The sequence below is a fragment of the Rahnella sp. AA genome, from assembly GCF_002834385.1.
Lineage (GTDB): Bacteria > Pseudomonadota > Gammaproteobacteria > Enterobacterales > Enterobacteriaceae > Rahnella.
In genome coordinates this window covers 102906-124803 of record NZ_PITQ01000015.1, presented here as the reverse complement: position 1 = coordinate 124803, position 21898 = coordinate 102906, and the positions used below count along the sequence as shown (strand labels likewise).

Below are 21898 nucleotides of genomic sequence, written 5' to 3'. Positions count from 1 at the left end.
CAGGAACAAACTTGTATCAGACGATTTCTGATATGGGTGAAAGAACCGGTGGAGCGGTAGTTCAGTTGGTTAGAATACCTGCCTGTCACGCAGGGGGTCGCGGGTTCGAGCCCCGTCCGTTCCGCCACTAATTGCATAGACCCTGAATCGAAAGATTCAGGGTTTTTTGCATTTTAAAATCTGTAAAAAATCAGGCGTTAAACGCACTGAATTTCTGATTTACAGCTTTTTTATCGAGCTAAAACCTCTGTGTGATATTTTAAATCAATCGATTAACTTTCTGTTGAAGATTAATCTATCTAATCACTGTTCTTATTTTATGAGAATGGTAATTTCTCCCCAATTTAACCCATTATAATTTTTCTGACTTTAATTTCATAAAACCTCAGCTGCTATTTCTCACTATAAAATTAAGATTTATCAGATATGTATTCTGGTCGGTAATATCTAACGCGTTGTAAAAATAACTAAAACACACCGTTCAGCGCAATAGCCTGTCAGATTACTGATGCAACTTTTAATAAAATATCATAAAGTCTTAATTCGGAAGATTCGCGAAGATTAATCATTATGAAATTCTCACTGGATATACTTGACTGGCAGGCAGTTGCTCCTGGTATCAATAATTGTGCCGATTGGATCCAATGGACGCAATGTTCCGGTGTGGATGCATTTTCAGGCGAGACTCCAAAGAGCGAGCAGATCCCAATGATGGCTGCGCGTCGTATGAGTATCGGAAGTCGTTTTGCCGTCGATGCCGGTCTGTCCTTGCTTTCGAAACATCAGGTTGATGCCGCTATTTTTACCAGCCGCCACGGTGAACTTGAGAGAACGGGGCGCATTTTACATGCGCTTGCAGAAGACGACGCTATTTCTCCCACCGAATTTTCGATGTCCGTCCATAATACCGCCGCTGGCTGGTTAACTATTATCAGTAAAAATCCACTTCCGGTAACCTCACTGGCTGCCGGTACGGACAGCTTTCAGCAAGGTCTGCTGGAAGCGCAATCTATGCTGGCAGGCGGTGCTTCGCGCATCATGCTGGTCGATTTTGATGGCGAAATTCCTTCCCTGTATGCTGAATCGGTAAATTCCGAGTTTCTGCCTTACGCGATGGCAATAATATTGGCGGCTGGCGATACTTTGCAGTGCCAGCGCATTGCAAAAAGCGATGAAATCGATTCTCTTGCTCTTCCGCAGGGTTTGCAATTCCTGCGAGGTTATCTGTCCTCATCGCCTTCATTTATTGTCAGTGCTGATAGTCGCCATCATTGGCAATGGGCGCGTGCATTGTGAGGAGCGAATCTGCCTTAATGGAAGACGTTTCCTCTTTGCCGAACCGGATATGGCGATGGTCTGTTACAGGCATTTTTTTCGCATTTTTCGGAATTGGCGGACTGCTGCTTTCTTTGATCTGGTTTACTCTGTTGCGGTTAATCATACGTCAGCCGGAAAAATTGCATCGGATGACACTGAACAGCATTCGTAATAGCTTTCGACTTTTCCTCGGAGGATTACGGCTTTTTGGTGTGATGGATTACCGGTTTGTTGGTGACGAAAAGTTTCAGGAGGACACCGGATGCCTGATTGTTGCGAACCATCCCAGCCTTCTTGATTATGTCATTCTGGCTTCGCGGATGCCGCGCTGTGATTGCATTGTCAAACAGGCGTTGTTGAAGAATCCATTTTTAGCCGGCGTCATCAAAGCCGCCGGATATCTGGTGAACTCAGGGGCTGATGCGTTGCTTCAGGCTTGTGAGGCGCGCCTCAAGGCGGGTGGAACGTTGCTGATCTTCCCTGAAGGGACGCGTTCTTTACCTGAGAAACCGATAACGCTACAGCGTGGTGCTGCCAATATCGCGCTGCGAGCCGGTTGTGATGTGCGGATTGTTCATATTTCCTGCCAGCCACCGATGCTGACCAAGCAGGGAAAATGGTACGAAATTCCGCGAGTAAAACCTCAGTTTGTCATCACTGTTGCCGATAAGGTAAAGGCTGAGAGTTTTTTTGATGAACAGGATCTTTCGCCTGCGCTGGCAGCAAGGCGTCTGACACAGCATTTGCGCTCTGAACTGATGCACGGCAATACTCAAAATAACGAGAAATAAGTCATGGATTCATTAAGTAACGACATTAAAGAACTTATCATCGCGACGCTCAATCTGGAGGGAATGACGCCAGAAGAGATAGATACGCAAGCGCCTCTTTTTGGAGACGGGTTAGGGCTGGATTCTATTGATGCCCTCGAATTAGGCCTGGCATTGAAAAAGCAATACGGCGTGATCCTTTCGGCTGAAAGTCAGGAAATGCGTGAGCATTTTTATTCCGTTGAAAGCCTTAGCCAGTTTATATCAGTTCAGCGTGGTTAAAGAGATTCCTATGCAGAAGCAAGAAATTTATCAGCAGATTAGCGAGTTATTAATCAAGCTATTTGAAATTGATGAAAGTGATATCAGCCCCGATGCCAAACTTTACGAAGATTTGGAATTAGACAGTATTGATGCTGTGGATTTGGTTGTTCATCTGCAGAAATCGACGGGCAGAAAAATTAAACCTGAAATGTTCAAATCAGTACGAACCGTTCAGGATGTTGTTGATGCCATCGATGAATTACTCAACACGCCAGCGCAATAATTGCTGTGTCTGAAATCCGGCGCTTTTCCCTTCAGCTTGTCGCAGCGTTCGCTCGCTGGGCAATGCCCGTGGCGATTATTGCTTATCCGGTAGCAGTCTGGTGTGGCTTAAAAAATTGGGGAATGAGTATTCTTGCTCCCTTTCTGATTATTGCGTTTATTCTGCGGTTGCTCACCTTTCGCGGAAAATTAAATCAGCTCACTTTTTTCGGCAAAGCGATAGCCGTCTCTGGCATTGTGCTGGTCATCACCAGCGTTGTACTGCGCGAAACGTCGATGTTGTTGTATTACCCGGTGGCGGTGAATGTCCTGCTTCTGGGCCTGTTTTTTAGTTCATTGTTCGCCCGTCAATCACTGGTAGAGCGCCTTGCCCGGCTGAGCGAGCCCGACTTACCGCCCGAAGGGGTTGTCTATACGCGACGCGTAACACAAGTCTGGTGCCTGTTTTTTGTTTGTAATGGATCTTTTGCTTTATATACCTGCCTGAAAGGCGATGTGTCTTTGTGGGCGCTTTACAACGGCGGGATCAGTTATCTGCTGATTGGTTTATTAATGGGTATTGACTGGATAATCAGAAAGCGTCTGCGCAAGCCGTGACGCTGCCAATGTGCCAATGGCTGGGCACGGAAAGAGCAGATGATCATCTGGTTGCCTGGAGTGAAACCCGTGAGCACAGGCAGCGCGACTTACGTCGTGATGTCGCGACGCTGCTTGCCAGGGTCAGTGCGACTCCCTGTTCGCGCTGGGCGCTGTGTCTGGAAGATAACTATTCGTTCGCTGTAGCTTTACTTGCCGTTCTTTACAGCGGAAAAACGCCTGTTCTGCCCGGTCATTTTCGTCAGGCACTGCTCTCTGAGCAATGCGATGCATTCGATGCGCTGATTACCGACCTGCCATTGCAGCTCAATTGTCCTGTTCTCCGCTTTCCATTTGTTGCCATTGAGCCGCTTTCTGTTTTACCTGCATTTCCGGAAAATGCATCGCTCGTCCTCTTCACGTCCGGATCAACGGGAAAACCGCAGAAGATTACCAAACCGGTCTCTTGTCTTGAGCGTGAAAGTCAGTGGCTCTGTGCCCGGTGGGGCGCAGAACTGGCCGGTTCCCGGTTCGCCGCCACGGTCGTGCCTCATCACATGTACGGCCTGAGCTTTGCGCTCATGTTGCCGCTGTCGCTTGGCCTGCCGTTTGCGGCCAGCAGCGTCCAGTATCACGAGCAACTGCATTTGCTTGCGGTAAAATCTCCGCTGGCGTTTGTCAGCAGCCCGGCCTTTCTCAAACGTCTGGACGCAACTTTAACACCGGTCACGCTGCATGCAGTTTTTTCCGCAGGTGGCCCTCTGGAAAGCGATGCGGCGCAATCAGTGAAAGAAACCTGCGGTTGCCTGCCAGCAGAGATTTATGGCACCACCGAAAGTGGTGTTATCGCATTTCGCCAGCAAACCCGGCCTGGCGAAGCCTGGGCGTTGTTCGACAACGTAAATTTGCGGCCTCAGCCCGATGGCAGCATTTCAGTGATTTCTCCGATTATTCCTCAGCCGGAAGGCATTGTTCTCAACGATGAGATAAAACTTTTATCTGACGGTTCACGTCATTTTGATCTTCTGGGCCGTAAAGATCGGATCGTTAAAATTGCTGAACAGCGGATCTCGCTGGATGAAATTGAGCAACGCTTGTGTGCGCTGGATCTTCTGGCTGACGCCTGCGTTCTGACTATTGAAAAGCAGGGCAGGGTTTCGGTTGCAGCAGTGATTGTACTGAACCCGGCGGGCGATGCGCTGTTGCAGGCTGAAAACCGGAATGTTCTCTTTGGGCAGATCCGCCATGCTTTGCGGGAATGGGTATCTCCGGTGTCGTTGCCGCGATACTGGCGTATTGTTCCGGCGATCCCACTCAATCAGCAAGGCAAACGCGCAGCCGCTGAATTACAGGAGATGTTTTTATGATGAAGCCTGAAGTTCTGAGCCTGCATAAAAGCAGCAACACCAGCCTGATCCTCGAATTACGGCTCTCAGCGGATTTGTTCTGGTTTCGCGGGCACTTTCCCACGTATCCGCTGCTTCCGGGTGTCACGCAAGTGAACTGGGTGATGGAGTATGCGGGCGAGATTTTGCTGCTGGATAAAGCTTTTTCGGGGATGGAAGTGGTGAAGTTTCAGCAGCCACTTTTGCCGGATGAAACTGTCAGCCTGCACATTGACTGGCTCAAAGAAAAACACCGGCTGGTTTTCCGCTACGTCCTGGGCGAAAAAATTGCCAGCAGTGGAAAAATCACATTATGCCCGTAACGTCCCCTGCGCTGTTTTCACCCTGTCTGATTATTCCGTGTTACAACCACGGGCCGATGATGGCCGGTGTGCTGGATAAACTTCGGTCCTTCGGGTTGCCGTGCATTGTGGTCGATGATGGCAGCGGGGCGGAAACGGAGGATGAATTAAAGCGACTGGCGCAGATAACGCCGTGGATGAATCTGACGCGCCTGTCGCAGAATCAGGGAAAAGGTGCCGCCGTCATGGTCGCTTTACGGCTGGCGGCTGAAAAAGGATTTACCCACGCTATGCAGGTTGACGCAGACGGTCAGCACCAGCTTTCCGACGTTCCTCTCATGCTGGAGGAAGCGCAAAAACACCCGGATTGCCTGATCTCCGGTCAGCCGGTGTATGACGAAAGCGTGCCGAAATCGCGTCTTTATGGCCGCTATGTCACGCATTTTTGGGTCTGGGTCGAAACCCTGTCGTTTTCCCTCAAAGACAGTATGTGCGGATTTCGCGTTTATCCTTTGCAGCCTTGCCTGAGGCTGATGGACAAACAGCCACTGGGTTTACGCATGGATTTCGATACCGAAATCATGGTGCGGCTTTACTGGCAGGGGACGCGCAGCCGCTTCCTGCCGACGCGCGTCATATACCCGCAAGACGGCGTTTCGCATTTTGATGCGGTGAAAGACAACATTAAAATCTCGTGGATGCACACCCGCCTGTTCTTCGGCATGTTGCCGCGCATTCCTTTTTTGCTGCGCCAGAGACAAACGCAGCAAAGCGATCCGCACTGGTCGGTAACGCGCGAACGTAAAGGGCTGTGGGGCATTCGTCTGATGCTGAAGATTTATCGCGTGCTGGGCTACCGCGCTTTCCGGCTACTGCTTTATCCGGTGATTGGCTACTTCTGGCTGACGGGCGGAAAACAGCGCAAGGCGTCGGACGCCTGGCTTGAACGCGTCCGCGACGTAGCGGCGCAGCGCAATATTGCGTTGCCGTACCCGTTAAGTACATTCCGGCATTTCATGCGGTTTGGCGAATCGATGCTGAGCAAACTGGCGAGCTGGCAGGGCGATAAAACTCTGAATGACGCGGTGCTGGTGAACCCCGATGTCTGTGAAGCGCATATTGCCTCCGGGCGCGGCACGCTGATCCTCGCCTCCCATCTTGGCGACATCGAATCCTGTCGTGCTATTGGTGCGCTGAATCATCGGATCACCGTGAATGCGCTGGTTTTCACCGAACACGCCGAACGGTTTAATCAGGTGATGAAGGAAATTAACCCGCAGGCGCTGGTGAATCTGATTCAGGTGAGCCAGATGGGGCCGGACACCGCCATGTTATTGCAGGAAAAACTCGATGCCGGCGAATGGGTGGCAATTATGGGCGACAGAACGTCCGCCAGCCGTCATCAGCGCGGTGAGCATTCCCGTGTCATCTGGAGTGATTTTCTCGGTAAACCCGCGGCTTTCCCGCAAGGACCTTTTATTCTGGCCGCCGCCCTGAAAGCGCCGGTGATGCTGATGTTTGGCATCAGACAGGAACGGCGTCTGCATATTTACTGCGAATCTTTTGCCGATCCGCTGATTCTGCCCCGCGCAAATCGTCTGCCTGCATTGCAGGAAACCGTCGACCGCTACGCTGCGCGCCTTGAACATTACAGCCTGCTGGCACCTCACGACTGGTTCAATTTTTATGATTTCTGGCAGCATCCCGCAGATGACGCCTCTGACAGGAAACCTGACTGATATGACTTCCAAACTTGATCCGCGCTTTAACGACCCGCGCTTTTCCACCGTGGTGGAAATCACCGTCCCTTTTCATGATGCCGATGCCATGGGCGTTGTCTGGCACGGCAATTATTTTCGTTATCTCGAAGTTGCGCGCGAACAATTACTGAAACAGTTCGATTATGGCTATCGTCAGATGCAAGCCTCCGGTTATGTGTGGCCGATCGTGGATACGCGCGTGAAATACATTGCGCCCGTTCTGTTCGAACAGCGTATTGCCGTTCACGCGCAGCTTGAAGAAATCGAAAATCGTCTGCGTATCAGCTATCAGATCTATGATATTGAAACCGGAAAACGCACAACGACGGGCTACACGTTACAGGTCGCCGTGGATACTGAAACCAAAGAGATGTGTTTTGTCTCGCCGCAGGTTCTTTTCGATAAAACCGGAGTCAGCCTGTGAAATCACTTCTGTTTGTTTTACTCGCCGCGTTCAGCGTTGCTGCCCAGGCCGTGACGCTCGATGACTTGCAGCAGCGCTTCAGCCAGGTGCCGGTGTTGCGCGCTGAATTTGCCCAGCAGAGAACCATCAGCGGGATGGCGCAGCCGCTGAACTCCGGCGGAAATTTACTGATTGCGCAAAAACAGGGGCTTTGGTGGCAGCAGGAAAAACCGTTCCCTCTGACGTTACTTCTGACGGAAACCCGCATGGTGCAAATCATGGCGGGCCAGCCGCCACAGGTGGTTACGGCCAGCAATAATCCGCAGATGTTCCAGTTCAACTCCCTGCTGAGCGCGCTGTTTCATGCAGACCGCCGCGTGCTGGAAGAAAACTTCACGCTGGATTTCGCAGATAAAGGGCAGGGCGCCTGGACGCTGGTGCTGGTGCCAAAAGTCTCGCCGCTGAACCGCCTTTTCCGCCGCATTACACTCAACGGGGAAACCTTCCTGAACAAGATTGATATCGATGATATGCAGGGCGACGCGACGCATATCCGTTTCTTTAACCAGAAAACGACGCCCGCTGAACTGACTGACGCCGAGAAACGCCATTTTGCATCCTGATCTTCACCGCCGGCTGGCGCAAATCTGGCTGCTGATTATTGTGTTGCTCGTCGCCGCGCTGGTCTGGTTACTACCGCGCAGCCAGATTAACAGCAGCGTGCTGGCGCTTTTGCCGCAGCAACAGACGGCCGGTCTTCCTCAGGCGATTTCTGACGGCTTTACGCAGCGGCTTGATCGCCAGTTAATGTGGCTGGTCAGCCCGCCGGAAGGCGCGGGAACCAAACCTCTTGAAGACTGGCTGAAACAGCTGCGATCGCTTCCTGCACTGAGCCAGGTGGAAGGGCCGATGGATGAGGCGCGTCAGCAGGAATGGGGCGCGTTCTTTTTCCGGCATCGTAATGCTTTGCTTGATGACGCCACCCGTCAGCGCCTGAACGCCGGTGCTGAACAGCAAAGCCAGTGGATTATGGGGCAGGTTTATTCTGCCTTTGCCGGTGTCAGCGGAAAAGAGCTGGCTAACGATCCTTTGTTGCTGGTGCGTGCCTCACAAATGGCGCAGCAGCAAAGCAGCGGTGGCATGAGCCTCGATCAGGGCTGGCTGATGACGCGCGATCCGCAAGGGCGCAGCTGGTATTTACTTCACGGCGAGCTGAATGCGTCGTCCTATGACATCACCAGCGCGAAGCACACTGTCGCTGAGCTGAATGCGGCCAGACACGCTTTTGAAGGGCGCTGGCCGGGCGCGAAAGTGCTTGAGCGCGGCACGATTTTTTACAGCAATTATGCCAGCCAGCAGGCTGAGCATGATTTATCTACCATTGGTGCGGCCTCGGTTATCGGCGTCTTTCTGCTGATTTTACTGATGTTCCGCTCCGTGCTGCCGTTGTTGCTCAGCCTGCTTTCAATCGGTATTGGCGCGCTGTCGGGCACGGTATTTACCCTGTGGGTCTTTGGTGAAATACACGTGATGACGCTGGTGCTGAGCGCCAGCATTGTCGGGATTTCAGCCGACTACACCCTCTACTTCCTCACTGAACGCCGCGTTCACGGTGAAACCAGCACGCCGCTCGAAAGCCTGAAAAAGCTGTTCCCGGCGTTGTCTGCGGCGCTGCTAACGACGGTCGCGGCCTACCTGATGTTGCTGATTGCGCCGTTCCCCGGCCTGCAACAGCTGGCGGTTTTTGCCGCCGCCGGGCTGAGTGCGGCCTGTATTACCGTCATGTGCTGGTATCCGTATTTATCGGCGCATTTGCCGGTCGGACCGACGCCCGGTCTGGTGCTGATCTTGAAATGGCTGCTGGCATGGCGCAGCCGTAAACCGGTTCGTATCGGGCTGCCGGTTTTGATTTTCATGCTGGCGGCGGGCGGAATTTATCAGCTTAAAATCAATGACGATATTGCCGATTTACAAACGCTGCCGGCAGATTTACAACAGCAGGAACAACAGATTGCCGCGCTGACCGGACAAACCAATGATCAGAAATGGCTGATCGTTTACGGCGATACGGCGGAGCAGACGCTTCAGCGTCTTGAAGCTTTGCGGCCAAAACTGGAACAGGCGAAAACGGATGGCGTGATTGCCGGTTACCGGGCGCTCAGCCTGCCGTCGCAATTACAGCAACAAAAAGATCTCTCGTTACTCCGCCAGCGTGCGCCGCAGATTATTGCGCAGTTGCAGCAGTCAGGGGTTTCAGTCGCCACGCCGGATCTCAGCCCGCAAACGGTTGATGTCCCGCTCTGGCTAAACAGCGTGGTCAGTCAGGGCTGGCGCTTACTGTGGCTGTCTTTGCCGGACGGGCGCAGCGCGACGTTAATCCCGGTCAGTGGCGTTCACGACACCGTTGCCGTGGCGGCGCTGGCGGTGTCTTCCCCGGGAACCGGCTGGATTGACCGCAAGTCTGAATTCAGTGAGCTGTTTTCTCAGTACCGCGTTTACCTCACTTATCTGCTCGGGCTGGCGGTGGCGGTCATTGCCGCGATTTATCTCTGGCGTTTCCGTCTGCCGCACGGGCTGATTTGTCTGGTGCCGACGCTGCTTTCGCTGGGAATGGGCATCGCCGCGCTCGGTTACAGCGGTCATCATCTCAACCTGTTTTCATTGCTGGCGCTGATTCTGGTCCTGGGGATTGGCATCAACTACACCCTGTTTTTCACCAATCCGCGCGGGACGCCGACCACGTCGATGTTTGCCATTTTTATGGCTGTCGCGACCACGTTACTGACGTTCGGTATGCTGGTATTCAGCTCCACGCAGGCGATCAGCAGCTTTGGCATTGTGCTGAGTTCCGGCATATTGACGGCGTTTTTGCTCTCGCCGCTGACGTTGCCCGCTAAAAAAAGAGGACGTAACAAATGATCCGCTTCACGCTGCCGGTTCTGGCACTGCTGATTTTGATGTCTGGCGGCTGCGCCTCGCGCCCTCCTGCCCAAACGCTGCCTCAGGCGTGGCTGAAACCGGGCGTGCAGGTGAAATTACCCGCGCCGGTGCTGGCAGTACCGGTCAGTCAGCAGCAATTGCTGACGGCAACGGTCAACGGAAAACAGCAGTCTTTGCTGGTGCTGCTCAACGCCGATGGCAACTCTTTACAGCTGGCCGGGCTCTCGCCGCTGGGGATCCGTCTCTTTAAAGTGGTCTACGATCAAACCGGCATCCATACTGAACAGGCAATAAAGATTGAGGGTTTGCCTCCAGCAAATCAGGTTCTGGCCGATATTATGTTCAGCTACTGGCCGGTGGAAAGCTGGCAGCCGCTGTTGCCGCCGGGCTGGACGCTGAAAGACCAGCCTTTGCGGCGCACGTTATCGGATAACAAAGGCAACGCGATCACCCGGATTGACTATCTGCCGGAAGGCAAAACGCGGCGACCTGTTTCCATTACCCAGCTGGCGTTCCATTACCAGATCACTATTCAGAATGTCGGTGAATAACATGATTTACTTTTCGGCCGTGGGCATGGTTAACGCGCTGGGAAACAACAACATGCAGATTGCGGCCAGCCTGACGGCGGGTGTTTCGCCGGGCATGTCTGTGCAGGAAGGCTGGCTGACGGAAAACCGCCCGGTCTGGCTGGGCGCTGTCACGGGCGATTTACCGCCGGTCCCGGAATCGCTTTCCGCGCACCGCAGCCGCAATAACCAGCTGCTGCTGGCGGCGCTGGCGCAAATTGAAACGCCGGTCAGCGAGGTTATTGCCCGTTATGGCCATGAACGCGTTGCGGTGATTATGGGCACCAGCACCTCCGGCATTGCCGAAGGGGAAGACGCGGTGCGCCATCTGCATCAGCACGGATCTTTCCCGCAAGGCTATGACTATCAGCGGCAGGAGCTCGGCGATCCTTCGCAATTCATGGCAGAACTGCTGGCGCTGACGGGGCCGGCATACACCTTATCGACGGCGTGTTCATCCAGTGCGAAAGCCATTATCAGCGGGATGCGCCTGATCGAGTCCGGTCTGGCTGATGCGGCAATTGTCGGCGGGGCAGACAGCTTGTGCCGGATGCCGGTCAACGGCTTCAACAGCCTGGAGTCGTTCTCCCGTGGCCGCTGTACGCCCTTCGGACAGGATCGCGATGGCATTAATATTGGTGAAGCGGCGGCGCTGATTTTGCTGACGCGTGAACCGGCGGATGTCGCGCTGCTGGGCACCGGTGAGTCTTCTGATGCCTGGCATATGTCCGCGCCGCATCCGGAAGGTGCGGGCGCGGAGCGGGCAATCCGCATGGCGCTGCAACAGGCCGGGCTTGAGCCTGAAAACGTCGGCTACATCAATGCGCACGGCACGGCGACGCCGCTCAACGATCAGGTGGAATCGGCGGTGATCCACCGCGTATTCGGCAGCCAGATCCCGTGCAGCTCGACCAAACATCTTACCGGTCACACGCTGGGCGCGGCCGGTGCGACAGAAGCGGCGCTGAGCTGGCTTATCCTGACGCAAAATCTCAACCTGCCGCCTCAGGATTTCAGTATTACGCCGCGTGATGTCAGCCTGCCGGATATCCGGCTGGTTGATGCGCCACAAAGGCTGGAACGTCCGGTCATCTTGTCCAACTCATTTGCCTTTGGTGGCAACAACGCCAGCATTGTGATCGGGAGGCCGTCATGAGCACACTGACCGCCGCCGGTTATTTACCGCACGACACGCCGATGGTGTTGCTGGAAAACGTCGTCAGCGTGACGGAAGAAACCGCGCTTTGTGGCGTCGTCGTCTCACCTGACGGCGTGCTGGCGCCTTTTCTGAATGAACGCGGCGGATTGCCTGCGTGGTATGCCCTTGAACTGATCGCACAGACCATCGGCGTCTGGAGCGGCTGGCACGGTGCGCAATCTGGCCAGCCACCGCAGGTCGGCATGTTGCTGGGCGGCCGCGCGATAAAATGCAGCGTGCCTGAATTTGTGGCAGGCAGTGAATTGCTTATCAGCGTTTCAATGGTATTACGCGATGAAAAACTCGCTAGTTTTGAAGGTGTTATCAGTATTAAACAGGAAAAAGACAACCTTCAGGTTGCTCAGGGAAGGCTGAACACATATCAGCCAGCAAAGGACGAACTTATTACGCTCACACAGGGGAAAAAGGAATGACGCGTGCGGTATTAGTGACGGGAGCCAGCAAAGGGATCGGTCAGGCGATTGCCTGCCAGCTGGCAGCAGACGGTTTTGAGATTGTGGTTCATTACCACAGCGATAAAAACGGGGCAGAACACACGCTGCAACAGGTGCAGGCATCTGGCGGCAGCGGTCGCCTGATTCAGTTCGATATCAGCAACCGCCCGCAGTGCCGCGAAGTGATTGAGGCCGATATTGAAGCGCATGGCGCTTACTACGGCGTCGTCAATAATGCCGGTATTACCCGCGACGCCGCGTTTCCGGCGCTGACGGATGAAGACTGGGACGGCGTGATCCACACCAATCTCGACAGTTTCTACAACGTATTACAGCCCTGCGTCATGCCGATGATTGGTCTGCGCGCGGGCGGACGCATTATCGCGTTGTCTTCAGTATCCGGCCTGACGGGCAACCGCGGGCAGGTGAATTACAGCGCGGCCAAAGCCGGAATTATTGGCGCATGCAAAGCGCTGTCCCTGGAGCTGGCGAAACGCAAAATTACCGTCAACTGCATCGCGCCGGGGCTGATTGATACTGGCATGCTTGATATGGAAAAACCGGCGCTCGACGCTGCGATGAGCATGATCCCGCTGAAACGCATGGGCAGCGCGGAAGAAGTGGCCGGGCTGGCGAGCTATCTGATGTCCGACATTGCGGGGTATGTCACCCGTCAGGTGATCTCCATTAACGGAGGCATGGTATGACTCAGCGTGTTGTTATTACGGGTATGAAAGGCATCACGGCGTTCGGCAACCACTGGGATGACGTGAGTGCGCGTCTGCAACAGGGCAAAAATGCTGTCCGCCACATGGATGAATGGCTGATTTATCAGGGGCTGAATACGCATCTCGGCGCGCCCGTTGATGATTTCGAACTGCCTGCACATTACACCCGAAAACGCATCCGTTCGATGGGGCGCGTTTCCCTGCTTTCGACGCGTGCGACCGAACTGGCGCTGGAACAGGCCGGTTTGCTGGATGATCCGATCCTGACCAGCGGCGAAACGGGCATTGCTTTCGGTTCATCCACTGGCAGCACCGGACCGGTCAGCGAATTCGCCACCATGCTGACGGAAAAACATACCAGCAACATTACCGGCACGACGTATGTGCAGATGATGCCGCACACGACGGCGGTGAACGCCGGACTGTTTTTTGGCCTGAAAGGGCGGGTGATCCCGACGTCCAGCGCCTGTACGTCAGGCAGTCAGGCCATCGGCTATGCGTACGAAGCCATCAAACACGGCTACCAGACCGTAATGGTGGCAGGCGGTGCCGAAGAACTTTGCCCGTCGGAAGCGGCGGTATTCGACACGCTGTTTGCCACCAGCCAGCAAAACGATCACCCGGAATTATCGCCGCGCCCGTTTGATTCGCAGCGCGACGGTCTGGTGATTGGCGAAGGTGCCGGGGCGTTAATTCTCGAATCGCTCGAACATGCGCAGGCGCGTGGCGCGAAGATCTACGCGGAGATCACCGGTTTCGCAACCAACTGCGATGCGGCGCATATCACCCAGCCGCAGCAATCCACCATGCAGATTTGTATTGAAAAGGCGCTGAAAAATGCCGGGATCCCGGCGTCTGAGATCGGGTATATCAGCGCGCACGGCACGGCAACCGACCGTGGCGATATCGCTGAAAGCCATGCAACGGCTGCCGTGTTTGGCAATCAGACGCCGGTTTCGTCGCTGAAAAGTTATTTCGGTCATACGCTGGGTGCCTGCGGCGCGCTCGAGGCCTGGATGTCGCTGGAAATGATGCGTGAAGACCGCTTTGTGCCGACCATTAACCTGACTCAGCCAGATCCGCTTTGCGGCGATCTGGACTACATTATGGGGGAATCACGTCATATTCAGACCGAATTTATCCAGTCGAACAACTTTGCGTTTGGCGGCATTAACACGTCGCTGGTTTTCCGCCGCTGGCCGTAAATGACAAATTCTGCGTGCATTATCACCGCGTCGCTGGACGACACTTTTCCGCTGTCACGCCTGCCCGCAGAATTGCTGGCGGAAAGTGAAAACCTGCATCCTGCCCGCCGCCAGCAATGGCGAGCGGGCAGGGCGCTGCTGGCAGAAGCGTTGTTTGCTTTCAGCGGACAGGAAATGCTGCCTGAAATGCAAATTTCCGCGCGGGGTAAACCGTCTTTTACCGATCCTTCATTGCCCCATTTTTCCCTCAGTCACAGCGTTAACAGCCTGCAACTGGTGCTGTGCGCCGCGGGCGAAACGGGCGGTGACGTCGAACAGATACGGCCACGGGCGCGGTATCTGGACGTGGCGAGGCAGGCATTCAGCGAAACCGAATTTTTCTGGCTGACGGAACAGGAAAACCCGCTAAATGCGTTCTGGCAATTATGGTGTCTGCGCGAAGCCTGGCTGAAACAGCAGGCCGGAAGCGTGTGGCAGATGGAACGGATCCGGCTGGATCCCGCTGCCGGGCAATTTTCCCCCGAATCCGCAACGGACAGCAAACTGTGGTGGGCCGCCGGAGAAACCGTTATGTCGGCAATGGCATTGCCTGCCTGCGTGACGACATGTGAAGAGCATATTTTCGAAGCCCGCAACGGGTCAATTATCCCGCAGCTTATTCCGCTAAACCTCCGCCGCTGGTCTTGGTATTCGCTGGCCTGATTATTGTTTTGAAAGCAAAAGTCTTGTAGCAAACCTGTCGTTTTTATCCATGAAAAGCCGGTCCATACTCTCCCGCATTGCTGACCTTTTAAAAAACAAAGAGAGAATATGATGAGCATTCCTGCATTCGGTTTGGGTACGTTCCGTCTGAAAGATGACGTGGTAAAAGCCTCAGTAAAAACCGCAGTGGAACTGGGCTATCGCGCCATTGATACGGCGCAAATTTATGATAATGAAGCGGCGGTTGGCGATGCGCTGGCGGAAAGCGGCGTTGCGCGTGAAGCGTTGTATATCACTACGAAAATCTGGATTGAAAACCTGGCGGCCGACAAGCTGATCGACAGCCTGAAAGAAAGCCTGCGTAAGTTGAAAACTGATTATGTCGATCTGACGCTGATCCACTGGCCATCGCCGGATCAGGCCGTCAGCGTGGCAGAAACCATGAATGCGCTGGTGGAAGCGAAGAAAATGGGTCTGACCCGTGAAATCGGGATTTCTAACTTCACCGTTGCACTGATGCAGGAAGCGATCGACGCCGTCGGCGCCGACCAGATTGCGACTAATCAGATCGAACTTTCTCCGTTCCTGCAAAACCAGACCGTCGTCGATTTTGCCCGTGAAAACGGCATCGCCGTGACTTCCTACATGACGCTGGCTTACGGCGAAGCGCTGAAAGACGCGACGATTATCGCGATCGCCGGACGTCACAACGCCACGCCAGCGCAGATCGTTCTGGCCTGGGCGCTGCAACTGGGTTACGCGGTGATCCCGTCATCGACGAAACGTGAAAACCTGGCGAGCAACCTGCTGGCGCAGAAACTGGTATTGTCCGATGCCGATATGCAGGAGATTGCTGCGCTTGAGAAACAAGGGCGATTAGTGAGCCCTGAGGGCCTGGCGCCAGCATGGGATTGATTACCTTCGGGTGAGTAAGCGGGAGCTAGATCTGGATCGAGATGATTTCGGTTTCTCACTTGCTGTGAGGGCTGATCGAGATGATTTCGGTTTCTCAAGTTTAGCGATCACTTAGCTCGTAGCGCCGAAACCGACCAGAGGAGGGAAGTGCTTTCCCTCCTCTGGACTCCTCCCCGCTTTTTCAACCCGCGCTGTCGCTGGAACGATGGACATGTTCTGTTGCTATTGTGCGTGGCGCAAACCCTGCCGCTGCGCGGTTCCCTCTCTCGGTCTTCGAGCCACTGGTCTCGAAGCCGCTCCGTTCGGCAGGTTTTTTAATTGCGCCATATCGACTGTCGAAAACAAAAAAGCAGAATGCTATAGAATTTGAGAAAGCCTCTGGCCGCTTTCAGAAAGTTTGCTGAGTGAGTGTTTCGAGACCAGTGGCTCGAAGACCGAAACGAAGGGACCGCGCAGCGGCAAGCTTTCGCGGCAATACCATGAGTTCCTGAAACATAGCCAGCGAGCGACAGCGCGCAGTTAAAAAAACGCAGGATTCCAAAGGGTTTCGTTTAAAACCCTTTGGGCCAGTTTGGGCGGCGAGCCCAAGGTCTTGACCTGATTGAAGCGATCACCGCACGTGAGAAACCGAAACTCTCTCGATCCAGGAGGTTGTCCCCCGGTTAACCGGAAAGCTTTTCGCTCAGAAAATCAATAAAACACCGAATCCTCGTACTCACCGTCTGGTCACTGTAATAAACCGCATGCAACGGCATCGCAATCCGCATGACATCCGGTACCAGCAACTTCACCAGATCTCCGCGCTGTACATCCTCGTCAGTCATGAAATCGGACAAACAGGCGATGCCATTTCCCTGCAAACACAGCCTGCGCAGGGTTTCGCCGCTGCCTGAACTGATAAACGGTGTGACCGTCAGTTGCTGGCCGTCAGCGCACAACAGCGGCCATTTGTTCAGTGCGACCACTTCGTTAAAACCCAGACAACGGTGTTTCAGCAGCTCATCGGCGGTTTTGGGTGTGCCCCATTTTTTCAGATATTCCGGCGATGCCAGTACGTTCCGGTGGCTCATCATCAGTTTGCGCGCCCGCAGGCTGGAATCTTCAAGCTCGCCGACGCGGATGGCGACATCCACTTTGTGGTCGATCAGGTTGATGTTGCTCTCGGACGAAAACAGCGCCAGCGACATCTTCGGGAAGCGCCCGGTAAATTCTGCCACCAGCGGGGAAATGACGTGCAGGATCACCGGCGTTGCGGCGTCGACGCGCAACAGACCTTGCGGATCGTCACGGTTCTCCAGCAAATCATCTTCGGCGGCTGCCATCTCATGCAGGATTTTCTGTACGCGGACAAAATAACGCTCGCCTTCGTGCGTCAGGCTGATCTGGCGCGTGGTGCGGTTGAGCAGGGTGATCCCCAGTTTTTGCTCCAGACGTTTCAGCGTCCGGCTGACCACCGAATTATCCTGCCCCAGCTGTTCCGCCGCGCGGCTGAAACTGCCGCTTTCCACCACGGTGACGAAGGTAATCAACTCTTCTGAACTGGCTCGCATTGTTGTTACTCCAGCATAAATGATTTGATACTTTGGTTATTTCTGTCATTTAAGCACAAGCCGATAATAGCCGCCATCAAATCGAAATTCATTGTGGAGTAAAGGTTATGCCGCTTGCACTATTAGCACTGACCATCAGTGCGTTTGCTATAGGAACGACAGAGTTCGTCATCGTGGGCCTGGTGCCGACAATCGCCGGACAGCTGGGCGTCAGTGTCCCGTCAGCGGGTTTACTGGTGTCTATTTACGCACTCGGCGTGGCAATTGGCGCACCGGTGCTGACGGCGCTGACAGGGCGCGTACCGCGTAAAGCGCTGCTCATCGGCCTGATGGTGCTGTTTACGCTGGGCAATCTGCTGGCGTGGCAGTCACCGAATTACAACACGCTGGTCATCGCGCGTTTGCTGACCGGGCTGGCGCACGGTGTGTTCTTCTCGATTGGCTCGACGATTGCCACCAGCCTGGTGTCGAAAGAAAAAGCCGCTTCGGCCATTGCGCTGATGTTCGGCGGGCTGACCGTGGCACTGGTCACCGGCGTGCCGTTGGGGACATTTATCGGGCAGCATTTTGGCTGGCGTGAGACGTTCCTCGCGGTTTCAATGATTGGCGTGATTGCCATTATTGCCAGCGCGATCCTGGTGCCAAACAACATCAAAAACAAACCGGCGGCGCGTATTTCCGATCAGGTTAAAGTACTGATGAACCCGCGCCTGATGCTGATTTACGCGATTACTGCACTGGGCTACGGCGGTGTGTTCACCACGTTCACTTTCCTGGCGCCGATGATGCAGGAGCAGGCCGGTTTTTCGGCCAGTATGGTCAGCTGGATTTTGCTCGCCTACGGCGTGTCAGTGGCTATCGGGAACATCTGGGGCGGTAAACTGGCCGACCGTCATGGCGCGGTGAAAGCCCTGACGCTGATTTTCGCGGCGCTGGCGGCTCTGTTGCTGATTTTCCAGTTCACCTCCGGCTTTGGCATTCCGGCGTTAATCACGCTGCTGGTGATGGGGATCTTTGCGTTTGGTAATGTGCCGGGCTTGCAGGTGTATGTAGTACAGAAGGCGGAAGAAGTGACGCCTGACGCCGTCGATGTGGCGTCGGGCCTGAACATCGCCGCGTTTAACGTTGGTATCGCATTAGGTTCTGTGATCGGCGGGCAGGTGGTTTCCACGATAGGGCTGGCGCAAACGCCGTGGATTGGCGCGGTGATTGTCCTCGGCGCGCTGCTGCTGATCCGCCTCAGTGGTCATCTGGACAGAAAGTTAAAACCTGCTGTTGCCTGAATTTAACAACGTTCTGTGTCTGCACGGCTCGCCTCTGGCGGGCCGTTTTTGTTTTTATGCTAGCCTGTAGATGTGACCGGGTTGTATACCAATGTAAACAGATTTGGCCTCAGCGTCTGCAGGCGTATACTGAACTTTCGCTGAGAGTCATCCTCTCATATAGCATCGATACAACGGGTATACAGGCGATTAGCGTGCGGAAAAAAACATATGCAATGAGGTATGTCGCAGGTCAGCCCGCAGAGCAAATCTTTCCCGGAGTCCTCGCACATTTGGGGCCAGATTTGCCGCCGGGTGCTGCTCTACCCAATTCGAATATTTTGCGCGTCATGGTGTGGAATATATTTAAACAGCAGCGGGCTGACTGGTTGTCGGTTCTGCGCGATTACGGCAAAGATGCGCAGCTGGTGTTGCTTCAGGAAGCGCAGACCACGCCGGAGCTGATTCGTTTTGCAACGTCCAATTATCTGGCGGCCGATCAGGTACCGGCGTTTATGCTGCCTCAGCACCCCTCTGGCGTGATGACGCTGTCAGCGGCGCATCCGGTTTATTGTTGCCCGCTGCGTGAGCGTGAGCCGCTTCTGAGGCTGGCTAAATCGGCGCTGGTCACGGTCTATCCGCTTTTAGATGGTCGCTTGCTGATGGTTGTGAACATTCACGCGGTGAATTTCAGTATCGGCATCGACGTCTACAGTAAGCAGCTTGACCCGATTGGTGAGCAAATTGCTAACCACAAAGGGCCGGTGATTATGGCGGGGGACTTCAATGCCTGGAGCAAACAGCGCATCAACGCACTGTTTGGCTTTGCGGGGAATATTCATCTGGAGGAGGTGCGTTTTCCTTCCGATTACCGCAAACGTGCTTTTGGCCGGCCGTTGGACTTCATTTTCTATCGTGATCTCAGTGTCACGAGTGCGTCGGTCATGGAAACGCGCGCGTCTGACCACAATCCGCTTCGTGTGGAGTTCCTGGCCAGTAAATCCCTGACGCAATAACGCTAAGTTCTCGCTGGTCAAAAAATGCAGGCATAAAAAAAGCACCCGGAATGTTCAGGGTGCTTTTTTATGGTCGGTACTTTTTAGGTATCCGGGCTCATCTTATTGCTGACGAACAACGTTAACTTGTTGCCCGGCTGCAGGTTATCGGCATTCGCATTCCAGCGCATCACATCTTTGATATTCACGCCGTGACGCTTGGCAATGCTCGATAGCGAATCGCCTTTACGTACCTGATAAGTGATGCTGCCACCGTTGATGCTGGTATTGCTGACGCTGTTATCCGCCACTTGCAGTGTTTGCCCAACTTTTAACGCGCCTGCTGAGCGCAAATTGTTCCAACGCTGTAAATCACGGGTTTTCACATTCAGCCGGGTTGCAATGCTGGACAAGCTGTCGCCGGAGCGAACCTTGTACGCTTTTGCACCTGACGGAGTGTTGCTGGCCAGTTTCGTCTCCTGAACTGCGGCAATATCACCATCAGCCAGAGAGTCTTTTAACTGGTTGGCATGCGCCTTCGGCAGCACAATGTAATGCGGGCCATTCGGCGCCGTTACACCCTGCTTGTAGCCAGTGTTAAACGATTTCAGCTTCGTCAGGGACATCCCGGCCATTTCAGCGGCCTGGGTCAACTGCATCTGCTGGCCGACTTCAACACGCGCCAGGGCACGGTCTTCACTCGGTTTCGGCAGGCTGATACCGTATTTTTTGCTGTGCTTTAAAATATCGCTCAGCGCTAACATCTTAGGCACGTAAATTGACGTTTCACGAGGAAGCGCCAGCGCCCAGAAGTCAGTCGATCGACCTTTCGCTTTATTGGCTTTCACCGCTTGCATCACGCGGCCTTCACCACTGTTATATGCGGCAATGGTCAGTAACCAGTCACCACCAAACATTTTGTTCAGGCGTTGCATCATATCAAGCGCAGCAGTCGTCGAAGCCACAACATCGCGGCGTCCGTCATACCACTGGTTTTGTTTCAAACCATAGTTGCGACCCGTCTGTGGCACGATCTGCCACAACCCAGCAGCGTTAGCTGATGAGGTTGCTTTTGGGTCAAAAGCGCTCTCCACTATGGGTAGCAGTACCAGTTCCATCGGCATATTACGTTTCTTAATCTGCTCGGTGATCCAGTACATGTACGGCTCTGCCCGTAATGTTACATCGTGGAGATAGCTCTTATTTTTTAAATATTTAACTCTTTGCTCGCGGATCCGGGGATTATCCGGAACCTTCATCTTCAGCTCGTCGCCTATGAAGTTCCACAGATTTTGTTGGGAGAGGGTGTCGTTTCCATCCAACCATCCCCCAGAGGCCGCTCGGCCATCATCTGTGTACTGTCCTGCTTCACTTTGACTTGCCGAAGACAAACTCTGTGCATGTTGCTCGGGTACCTTCACGCCCTGCCTGGACGCCTGGCAACCTGTGAGCAACATGGAGGCGATTATTAGGATCGCGTTTGCCTTCATGTGTGTGTCATAGTTGCTTAAAAGACGAGCGATAATACTTTGCTTCGAAAAAAAACACAACCTTTGGGGTTAGAAGGTGTCCTTGAGTGCCCTTAAATAGGCGAAAACCTGCGAGCCTGTCCTTAATGCATCGTTAAGGTTTAATTTGTTTTGTAAATCAATATCATCGCAACGTAAAAAGACATTAATTTTACGCTCAAGACCCAGCGTTGATGGCAGGGAAGATTGTCCCTTTTCCCGCATTTGTTGCACTTTGTGCTCATGAGAATGAATAGCCTGATCCTCCGGTAAAATGGCACGCGCAAACTTAAGATTTGAGAGAGTGTACTCGTGCGCCGCGCAGACTAATGTTTCGTCAGGCAGCGTCGCTAACCGTTGAAACGACTGGTACATTTGCTCCGGCGTTCCTTCGAACAGACGGCCACATCCGGCGGAAAACATCGTGTCTCCGCAAAAAAGATAAGGCGCGCTATAGTATGAAATGTGACCAAGTGTGTGGCCGGGCGTAGCAAAGATCTGCCATTCCAGACCGCCAATTACCAATTTATCGCCGTTTTTAAGACTAATCTGACTAAACTTGTTCTCAGTTTCGTGAGGTCCGTACACTTTTACACCCGGAAAATGGCTGGAAATTTCGTTTACGCCACCCACATGGTCGTGATGATGATGTGTTAAGAGGATCGCTGTTGGCGTTAAATTCGCCTTTTTCAGAGCGGCTAAAACAGGCGCCGCTTCACCGGGGTCCACAATCAGGCAATGGCCTTTCTGGTCATCGAGCATCCAAATGTAATTGTCCTGCAGGGCAGGAATACTGATAAGATTCATGGCAA

Annotated in this window: 23 protein-coding genes and 1 tRNA gene; 21 read left to right on the top strand and 3 right to left on the bottom strand. The window is 53.8% G+C overall.

The window, feature by feature from the left end:
• The first annotated feature begins 50 nt into the window (after window positions 1–50).
• The 19 genes from CWS43_RS24985 to dkgB all read left to right on the top strand — a co-directional run bounded on the left by CWS43_RS24985 (window position 51) and on the right by dkgB (window position 15771).
• Window positions 51–127, top strand: a tRNA-Asp gene (locus CWS43_RS24985).
• A gap of 443 nt (window positions 128–570) precedes the next feature.
• Entirely contained in the window at window positions 571–1296 is a 726-nt protein-coding gene (locus CWS43_RS24980; RefSeq protein WP_101079857.1) for a beta-ketoacyl synthase chain length factor, read from the top strand.
• Between the two features lie 17 nt (window positions 1297–1313).
• On the top strand, window positions 1314–2108 hold the full coding sequence (locus CWS43_RS24975) for a 1-acyl-sn-glycerol-3-phosphate acyltransferase (RefSeq protein WP_232777206.1): 795 nt from the start codon (window positions 1314–1316) through the stop codon (window positions 2106–2108).
• Between the two features lie 3 nt (window positions 2109–2111).
• Window positions 2112–2369, top strand: coding sequence for a phosphopantetheine-binding protein (locus CWS43_RS24970; protein ID WP_101079855.1), 258 nt, complete (start codon window positions 2112–2114; stop codon window positions 2367–2369).
• A gap of 10 nt (window positions 2370–2379) precedes the next feature.
• Entirely contained in the window at window positions 2380–2634 is a 255-nt protein-coding gene (locus tag CWS43_RS24965; protein WP_101079854.1) for an acyl carrier protein, read from the top strand.
• Between the two features lie 5 nt (window positions 2635–2639).
• A complete protein-coding gene (locus CWS43_RS24960; RefSeq protein ID WP_369825946.1) occupies window positions 2640–3230 on the top strand; it encodes a hypothetical protein in 591 nt (196 codons plus the stop codon).
• An 8-nt stretch (window positions 3231–3238) separates the two neighbouring features.
• Window positions 3239–4576: an AMP-binding protein gene (locus tag CWS43_RS24955; RefSeq protein ID WP_232777205.1), complete on the top strand. Its 1338-nt coding sequence runs from the start codon at window positions 3239–3241 to the stop codon at window positions 4574–4576.
• The gene (locus tag CWS43_RS24950) at window positions 4573–4917 is read left to right on the top strand and encodes a 3-hydroxyacyl-ACP dehydratase FabZ family protein (protein WP_101079851.1); all 345 of its coding nucleotides are present in this window, start codon (window positions 4573–4575) and stop codon (window positions 4915–4917) included. The genes CWS43_RS24955 and CWS43_RS24950 overlap by 4 nt, the downstream gene beginning before the upstream one ends.
• The gene (locus CWS43_RS24945) at window positions 4908–6635 is read left to right on the top strand and encodes a glycosyltransferase (protein ID WP_101079850.1); all 1728 of its coding nucleotides are present in this window, start codon (window positions 4908–4910) and stop codon (window positions 6633–6635) included. The genes CWS43_RS24950 and CWS43_RS24945 overlap by 10 nt, the downstream gene beginning before the upstream one ends.
• Window position 6636: 1 nt before the next feature.
• Window positions 6637–7080 (top strand): thioesterase family protein, encoded by a 444-nt coding sequence (locus CWS43_RS24940; protein ID WP_101079849.1) that lies wholly within the window; start codon window positions 6637–6639, stop codon window positions 7078–7080.
• Window positions 7077–7682 (top strand): outer membrane lipoprotein carrier protein LolA, encoded by a 606-nt coding sequence (locus CWS43_RS24935; RefSeq protein WP_101079848.1) that lies wholly within the window; start codon window positions 7077–7079, stop codon window positions 7680–7682. The genes CWS43_RS24940 and CWS43_RS24935 overlap by 4 nt, the downstream gene beginning before the upstream one ends.
• Window positions 7672–9978 carry an MMPL family transporter gene (locus CWS43_RS24930; protein ID WP_101079847.1) on the top strand — a complete coding sequence of 769 codons (2307 nt, stop codon included), beginning with the start codon at window positions 7672–7674 and terminating at the stop codon, window positions 9976–9978. The genes CWS43_RS24935 and CWS43_RS24930 overlap by 11 nt, the downstream gene beginning before the upstream one ends.
• Window positions 9975–10550, top strand: a complete 576-nt coding sequence (locus CWS43_RS24925; RefSeq protein WP_101079846.1) for a DUF3261 domain-containing protein — start codon at window positions 9975–9977, stop codon at window positions 10548–10550. Before CWS43_RS24930 ends, CWS43_RS24925 begins: the two co-directional genes overlap by 4 nt.
• A 1-nt stretch (window position 10551) precedes the next feature.
• Window positions 10552–11724, top strand: coding sequence for a beta-ketoacyl-[acyl-carrier-protein] synthase family protein (locus CWS43_RS24920; protein WP_101079845.1), 1173 nt, complete (start codon window positions 10552–10554; stop codon window positions 11722–11724).
• A complete protein-coding gene (locus CWS43_RS24915) occupies window positions 11721–12200 on the top strand; it encodes a hotdog family protein (RefSeq protein WP_101079844.1) in 480 nt (159 codons plus the stop codon). Before CWS43_RS24920 ends, CWS43_RS24915 begins: the two co-directional genes overlap by 4 nt.
• Entirely contained in the window at window positions 12197–12928 is a 732-nt protein-coding gene (locus tag CWS43_RS24910) for a 3-ketoacyl-ACP reductase FabG2 (protein WP_101079843.1), read from the top strand. The genes CWS43_RS24915 and CWS43_RS24910 overlap by 4 nt, the downstream gene beginning before the upstream one ends.
• Complete coding sequence (locus CWS43_RS24905) at window positions 12925–14154, top strand: beta-ketoacyl-ACP synthase (RefSeq protein WP_101079842.1); 1230 nt, start codon at window positions 12925–12927, stop codon at window positions 14152–14154. The genes CWS43_RS24910 and CWS43_RS24905 overlap by 4 nt, the downstream gene beginning before the upstream one ends.
• Entirely contained in the window at window positions 14155–14856 is a 702-nt protein-coding gene (locus tag CWS43_RS24900) for a 4'-phosphopantetheinyl transferase superfamily protein (protein WP_101079841.1), read from the top strand.
• Window positions 14857–14967: 111 nt separating this feature from the next.
• The gene (dkgB, locus tag CWS43_RS24895) at window positions 14968–15771 is read left to right on the top strand and encodes a 2,5-didehydrogluconate reductase DkgB (RefSeq protein ID WP_101079840.1); all 804 of its coding nucleotides are present in this window, start codon (window positions 14968–14970) and stop codon (window positions 15769–15771) included.
• Window positions 15772–16433: 662 nt separating this feature from the next.
• Here dkgB and yafC read toward each other — a convergent pair.
• Window positions 16434–17321: a DNA-binding transcriptional regulator YafC gene (gene yafC, locus CWS43_RS24890; protein WP_101079839.1), complete on the bottom strand. Its 888-nt coding sequence runs from the start codon at window positions 17319–17321 to the stop codon at window positions 16434–16436.
• Between the two features lie 107 nt (window positions 17322–17428).
• On the opposite strand from yafC, the gene CWS43_RS24885 reads away from it, so the two are divergent.
• Window positions 17429–18604 (top strand): MFS transporter, encoded by a 1176-nt coding sequence (locus tag CWS43_RS24885; RefSeq protein WP_101079838.1) that lies wholly within the window; start codon window positions 17429–17431, stop codon window positions 18602–18604.
• 194 nt (window positions 18605–18798) lie between these two features.
• On the top strand, window positions 18799–19599 hold the full coding sequence (locus CWS43_RS24880; RefSeq protein ID WP_101079837.1) for an endonuclease/exonuclease/phosphatase family protein: 801 nt from the start codon (window positions 18799–18801) through the stop codon (window positions 19597–19599).
• Between the two features lie 83 nt (window positions 19600–19682).
• On the opposite strand, the gene mltD is transcribed toward CWS43_RS24880, so the two are convergent.
• Both mltD and gloB read right to left on the bottom strand, forming a co-directional pair.
• Window positions 19683–21068, bottom strand: coding sequence for a murein transglycosylase D (mltD, locus tag CWS43_RS24875; protein ID WP_101079836.1), 1386 nt, complete (start codon window positions 21066–21068; stop codon window positions 19683–19685).
• Window positions 21069–21137: 69 nt separating this feature from the next.
• Window positions 21138–21893, bottom strand: a complete 756-nt coding sequence (gloB, locus tag CWS43_RS24870) for a hydroxyacylglutathione hydrolase (RefSeq protein ID WP_101079835.1) — start codon at window positions 21891–21893, stop codon at window positions 21138–21140.
• Window positions 21894–21898: the final 5 nt, after the last annotated feature.

What these genes read in the sequence shown, in the direction of transcription:
- CWS43_RS24980 (WP_101079857.1), top strand. Translation starts at nt 571, where the DNA reads ATGAAATTCTCACTGGATATACTTGACTGGCAGGCAGTTGCTCCTGGT.
- CWS43_RS24975 (WP_232777206.1), top strand. Translation starts at nt 1,314, where the DNA reads ATGGAAGACGTTTCCTCTTTGCCGAACCGGATATGGCGATGGTCTGTT.
- CWS43_RS24970 (WP_101079855.1), top strand. Translation starts at nt 2,112, where the DNA reads ATGGATTCATTAAGTAACGACATTAAAGAACTTATCATCGCGACGCTC.
- CWS43_RS24965 (WP_101079854.1), top strand. Translation starts at nt 2,380, where the DNA reads ATGCAGAAGCAAGAAATTTATCAGCAGATTAGCGAGTTATTAATCAAG.
- CWS43_RS24955 (WP_232777205.1), top strand. Translation starts at nt 3,239, where the DNA reads ATGTGCCAATGGCTGGGCACGGAAAGAGCAGATGATCATCTGGTTGCC.
- CWS43_RS24950 (WP_101079851.1), top strand. Translation starts at nt 4,573, where the DNA reads ATGATGAAGCCTGAAGTTCTGAGCCTGCATAAAAGCAGCAACACCAGC.
- CWS43_RS24945 (WP_101079850.1), top strand. Translation starts at nt 4,908, where the DNA reads ATGCCCGTAACGTCCCCTGCGCTGTTTTCACCCTGTCTGATTATTCCG.
- CWS43_RS24940 (WP_101079849.1), top strand. Translation starts at nt 6,637, where the DNA reads ATGACTTCCAAACTTGATCCGCGCTTTAACGACCCGCGCTTTTCCACC.
- CWS43_RS24925 (WP_101079846.1), top strand. Translation starts at nt 9,975, where the DNA reads ATGATCCGCTTCACGCTGCCGGTTCTGGCACTGCTGATTTTGATGTCT.
- CWS43_RS24920 (WP_101079845.1), top strand. Translation starts at nt 10,552, where the DNA reads ATGATTTACTTTTCGGCCGTGGGCATGGTTAACGCGCTGGGAAACAAC.
- CWS43_RS24915 (WP_101079844.1), top strand. Translation starts at nt 11,721, where the DNA reads ATGAGCACACTGACCGCCGCCGGTTATTTACCGCACGACACGCCGATG.
- CWS43_RS24910 (WP_101079843.1), top strand. Translation starts at nt 12,197, where the DNA reads ATGACGCGTGCGGTATTAGTGACGGGAGCCAGCAAAGGGATCGGTCAG.
- CWS43_RS24905 (WP_101079842.1), top strand. Translation starts at nt 12,925, where the DNA reads ATGACTCAGCGTGTTGTTATTACGGGTATGAAAGGCATCACGGCGTTC.
- CWS43_RS24900 (WP_101079841.1), top strand. Translation starts at nt 14,155, where the DNA reads ATGACAAATTCTGCGTGCATTATCACCGCGTCGCTGGACGACACTTTT.
- dkgB (WP_101079840.1), top strand. Translation starts at nt 14,968, where the DNA reads ATGAGCATTCCTGCATTCGGTTTGGGTACGTTCCGTCTGAAAGATGAC.
- yafC (WP_101079839.1), bottom strand. Translation starts at nt 17,321, where the DNA reads ATGCGAGCCAGTTCAGAAGAGTTGATTACCTTCGTCACCGTGGTGGAA.
- CWS43_RS24885 (WP_101079838.1), top strand. Translation starts at nt 17,429, where the DNA reads ATGCCGCTTGCACTATTAGCACTGACCATCAGTGCGTTTGCTATAGGA.
- mltD (WP_101079836.1), bottom strand. Translation starts at nt 21,068, where the DNA reads ATGAAGGCAAACGCGATCCTAATAATCGCCTCCATGTTGCTCACAGGT.
- gloB (WP_101079835.1), bottom strand. Translation starts at nt 21,893, where the DNA reads ATGAATCTTATCAGTATTCCTGCCCTGCAGGACAATTACATTTGGATG.